Below are 4364 nucleotides of genomic sequence, written 5' to 3'. Positions count from 1 at the left end.
TCCCCCTGCCTGCCTCAACGGATAAATTTCCTTAACTGAACCGTATTGCTGTATAATCCAAAACTCTCTATATCTTCCTGTTCCCCCAAGCCTCAGCCATAATTCATAGTTCAACCATTCCTTAGCCGCAGAGGAATCTGAATGATAAACTCGGTTCCTTTTCCAGGAGTTGAAAAGCACTCCAGTTTACCGTTATGTTTTTCTCTAACGATTTGGTAGCTGATGGACATACCCATTCCGGTTCCTTTGCCAATGGGTTTAGTAGTGAAAAAGGGATCGAATATTCGTTGCTGAAATTCTTTAGAAATACCAACTCCGTTATCAGCGATCGCCACTTCTAACCACGTTGCATTAACTACTGATGTGCGAATCTTAATTTTACTAGGATTGTTCTCAATATCCTGATAAGTACGCTTAATATTATTTTCTTCTAACGCATCAATCGCATTTACTAAAATATTCATAAACACCTGATTAAGTTGTCCAGCATAACATTCTACTGGAGGTACATTCTCGTAGTCTTTAATCACCTCTATTTCAGGTTGTTCTGGTTTAGCTTTGAGGCGGTGCTGTAAAATCATCAAAGTACTGTCGATGCCTTCATGAATATCGACGCATTTAAATTCTGCTTCGTCGATGCGAGAGAAATTCCGCAGCGACAGTACAATTTGACGAATGCGATCCGTGCCTACTCTCATAGAAGACAACATTTTTGGCAAGTCTGACTGTAAAAACTCTAGATCAATGTCTTCAGCAACGGTTTGAATTTCAGCAGCAGGGTAGGGATTATATTGCTGATACAACTGCATAAGTGTTAATAAATCCTGGGTATATTCCTGCACATGGGCGAGGTTGCCATGAATAAAGTTAACTGGATTATTAATTTCGTGTGCGACTCCAGCAACTAGTTGTCCCAGGCTAGACATTTTTTCACTTTGAATAACTTGAGATTGAGTGCGCTGCAATTCCTCTAATGTATTTTTAAGTTCAGTGGTACGTTCTTCTACCCGTTCTTCTAGTTCTTCTTTGCTTTTCTCTAAAGCCGTAAACGATTCATGCAGTTGTCCTGCCATGTAGTTAAAAGAGTTGGACAGGGTATTAAGTTCTCGAATCCCGCTAATTTGTTGTACTGTCTGATTTAAATTGCCGGCTGCCATTGCCTCACTTGCCCGATTCAGGCGGAGAATCGGGCGTACAATCCAATGAGAGGTGAACACGCCCATTATTGAGGCAACGACCAATGCGCTCAAACAAAGTGCGATCGTGGTGCGCGTGTTGGCGTTAATTTGGGTCATGAATGTGTTTTCTGGCACACTCACTACCACCAGCCAATCCAAGCCATATTTGTCACGCCAAGGTATAACATTGACAAAATTCCGTTTTCCTTCCACCTCAAGTTGAAAATCTGTGTCTTGGGTGATAGATCCAAACCCGGAGGTTTGGAAGTGTCTGGCAACATTCTGGATTATTGGGTCAGAACTGTCGATCGCTCGCAATCGCCGGATCTCTTGATTGACGAGGACAAAAGGCTTCTCTGTACCAGAACTGGCGATTAATGTGCCATCCCGTTCCAAAAGAAATACCTCCCCAGACTGACTAATATTCAAACTGCGTAAAAAATCGCTGAGTTTCAACAGATGGATATCAGAGCCAATCATTCCTAGTAAGTGATTTTGCGAATCATAGATGGGACGACTGGCAGAGGCAGCAATGTAGGGGCCCGTCGGAAAATTTCCAGCATAAATTTTTGCCCAAATAGGTTTACCAGCAGCAATGGGTTCGGTGTACCAAACTTGGCCAAAATTGTTCCAAGTAAAACGACTATGAACTTGAGTCCGATTGCCTTGGTTATCGGTGGCATAGTTGGTAGTATTATTGGGAAGCTTGGCAGTCCAATCATCAATGGTAATGGTTTTGCCATCATAACGAACTGCTCCTATCCCCTCACCCGTTGTTAGTCCAACACCAATATAAGTTAGGTCATAAGCCTGCATCTGATCCCAGAAATATTTACCAAGGGTTTGGCGATCGCCCACATCCAATAGTCCCCTGTGAATAGCATCTGCGTTGATCTGATTAAGGGTTTGCGGAATGGAAAGATAAGACTTCAGGTGTTCATCCACGACATCGCTGGTGCGATCTATCAACTGTTCGGCTAGGTCGTTAACTGCTCTTTGTCCATTTTTAAAGGACAAATAACCCACTAAGCTGACCGCTGCAAAAATTTGGATAAGGAAGGGAACAATAAGAACAATCTGTAATGGGAACGCCTTAGCTTTCCTGAGATAGTGAGTTTTCATTACTGGAAGCTGAAAGTTCTGCTAATTTGATTTGCTTCTATAGTTCCCAAGATGTTCGCATACTCACATTTGTTTAAATTTTTTTGTCAAGTCAAAGGTGGCTTGAGGGTGGAATGGTACTTTCTTAAGCAAAAATTGCTGCCCAGATCCCTAACTTCTACCCTCCGGGTGTCTGTAAGAAGTCGGGGATCGAAATCCAGCAAATTAGTAAGTGACATTTAGATTTAGGGTGCGTTGCGGGTGTTCCTTCTCCTGTATTGGCCTTGCTTCCTTCCAGAGAAATCAGGTATTGCCCGCCCAACTGGCGCGACACAAAAAAATCAGAGCTTGAGATGTTCTAGATATTAGCAATAGCATCAGCACAAAATTTGGTTTTTTTAATGTATTTTCATGAGTTCAACTTTTAAATTTGGAGTAATTTATGCAGCAATTTCAAGTAATCTCAGATAGTTTGAATATACGTTCAGCACCGATTGTTAACGAAGCGAATCAAATAGCAGTTCTTCCACAAGCACATATTGTATCTAAAATCAAAAATTCGGATAATGACAAGTGGTGGAAGGTTGCAACTATTTTTAAAGGAAAAACTTTAGAAGGTTTTGTCGCTCAGAAATTCCTTAATCCAGTCACAAAATTTTCTATCAAGACTGTTCTTAAAATTGGTGAAATTCCCATTCTCCAAGCAAATGGAGAATCTGCATTTTTCTATGAAGCAGGTATGAGCATTAATGCTGATGGTGCGCCTAATGCTTATCACCCTGCAGATACAGGGATTGATTTTTTGGCAAATGCTGGGTATTCAGATAACTGGTGGGCACTAGCTATAGATAAAAACGGCAATCCATTTATTCAAGGCAGTATCGATCCATATCCTGGATACTATATTTCTACGACTGCATTATTCGACTCTGGATTTGTTAAACAAGATCCACGTCGCTATGTTGATTCAACAAAGATTCCGTATATTGTTCTTCCGGGAAATGGTGATTTTAGAAAGGCTACAGGCGTTAAATTAGGAGATTTTGCAGTTGTTTACAACACTAATAACGAAAAACTCGCTTTTGCAATTTATGCTGATGTTGGGCCTAAAAACCAGATTGGAGAGGGTTCAATCGCTTTGTCTCAAGCTGTTGGAAACGATCCATTAGTACAATCAAGAGTCCGGCGAGGAATCCCCAAGGATATCGTTTATATTGTTTTTCCGGGTTCTGGAAATGGACAGCCAAGAACAATTTCAGACATAGAAGCTGAAACTAAACGGTTTTTTGAAATATGGGGCGGCGTAGAACGGATCAAGTCTTTATAAAAGTGTACCTGATGGAAATTTAGTTGCAGTAGAGACGTAGCACTGCTACGTCTCTTTCTTACGGAGAGCGATGTCTACCAGACACTTTGCGAATGCGTCTATACAATCATTTTTGCTTGAAAAAATTTTGCGTAGAATAGCACATATTAAGTTGTCGCTGCTGGTTTCTTTCCATTCTTGCTTTCGATACTGCCAACGAATGACGGTTGCTCATTATTGAGAGTTGGCGACTCCCCTCGCAGTCCCTTACGACGCTGATTTTTAGGAACTCCTCCCGCCATACCGTACTCCACACTGCTTTTGCCATATCGAGTTCCAACAGCCATTAGCATGTGTTCTGTCATATCTCCCAACTCGTCTTCTGTTTCCAGCATTTCACGATACAATTTATCCAAGCTGGAAAGGGCACTATTATATGCATTTTCTTTAGTTCGCATCGTCTCAATCAGGCTTGAAAAGGCAGGTAAGGTAAGTCCATTGCCTAAATTTAAATTCGGATCAATTGAGTTTATGCTAGCCGCGCGGCGCACTGCTCTTTCTAACACTACGGAAGTTCTTTTTCTCCGAGCCATGATCTACACCTTGTAATCCAGTACGGTTAATATTCTTTACCTTAAAAGGCTTACGTATAGATCAGCCTGAGAGAATTCTGGCAAATCTAGAATGATTTTTGCTACAAGCGTCATATTTGTCATGAATGCGCGAAATACTTAAATGAGAAAGCAAACTGGGGTTTGAGAAAGTAAAAGCTTATTTGA

At 41.2% G+C, this 4364-nt stretch carries 3 protein-coding genes; 1 reads left to right on the top strand and 2 read right to left on the bottom strand.

What is annotated here, in order from left to right; genetic code table 11:
- Window positions 1–110 precede the first annotated feature (110 nt).
- Entirely contained in the window at window positions 111–2300 is a 2190-nt protein-coding gene (locus RMY63_RS20200; protein WP_322730412.1) for an ATP-binding protein, read from the bottom strand.
- A gap of 421 nt (window positions 2301–2721) precedes the next feature.
- Here RMY63_RS20200 and RMY63_RS20195 point away from each other — a divergent pair, with 421 nt between their 5' ends.
- Entirely contained in the window at window positions 2722–3606 is an 885-nt protein-coding gene (locus tag RMY63_RS20195; protein WP_322730411.1) for a glycoside hydrolase family 75 protein, read from the top strand.
- Window positions 3607–3752: 146 nt separating this feature from the next.
- Here RMY63_RS20195 and RMY63_RS20190 read toward each other — a convergent pair whose 3' ends face one another.
- On the bottom strand, window positions 3753–4178 hold the full coding sequence (locus RMY63_RS20190) for a hypothetical protein (RefSeq protein WP_322730410.1): 426 nt from the start codon (window positions 4176–4178) through the stop codon (window positions 3753–3755).
- Window positions 4179–4364: the final 186 nt, after the last annotated feature.

This window comes from Nostoc sp. ChiQUE01b, from assembly GCF_034531255.1.
Classification (GTDB): domain Bacteria; phylum Cyanobacteriota; class Cyanobacteriia; order Cyanobacteriales; family Nostocaceae; genus Nostoc.
The sequence above is the reverse complement of the archived record's forward strand: the minus strand, read 5'-3'. Positions and strand labels throughout refer to the sequence as shown.

Excerpts from the sequence above, each read along its gene's own strand:
- RMY63_RS20200 (WP_322730412.1), bottom strand. The coding sequence starts at position 2,300 with ATGAAAACTCACTATCTCAGGAAAGCTAAGGCGTTCCCATTACAGATT.
- RMY63_RS20195 (WP_322730411.1), top strand. The coding sequence starts at position 2,722 with ATGCAGCAATTTCAAGTAATCTCAGATAGTTTGAATATACGTTCAGCA.
- RMY63_RS20190 (WP_322730410.1), bottom strand. The coding sequence starts at position 4,178 with ATGGCTCGGAGAAAAAGAACTTCCGTAGTGTTAGAAAGAGCAGTGCGC.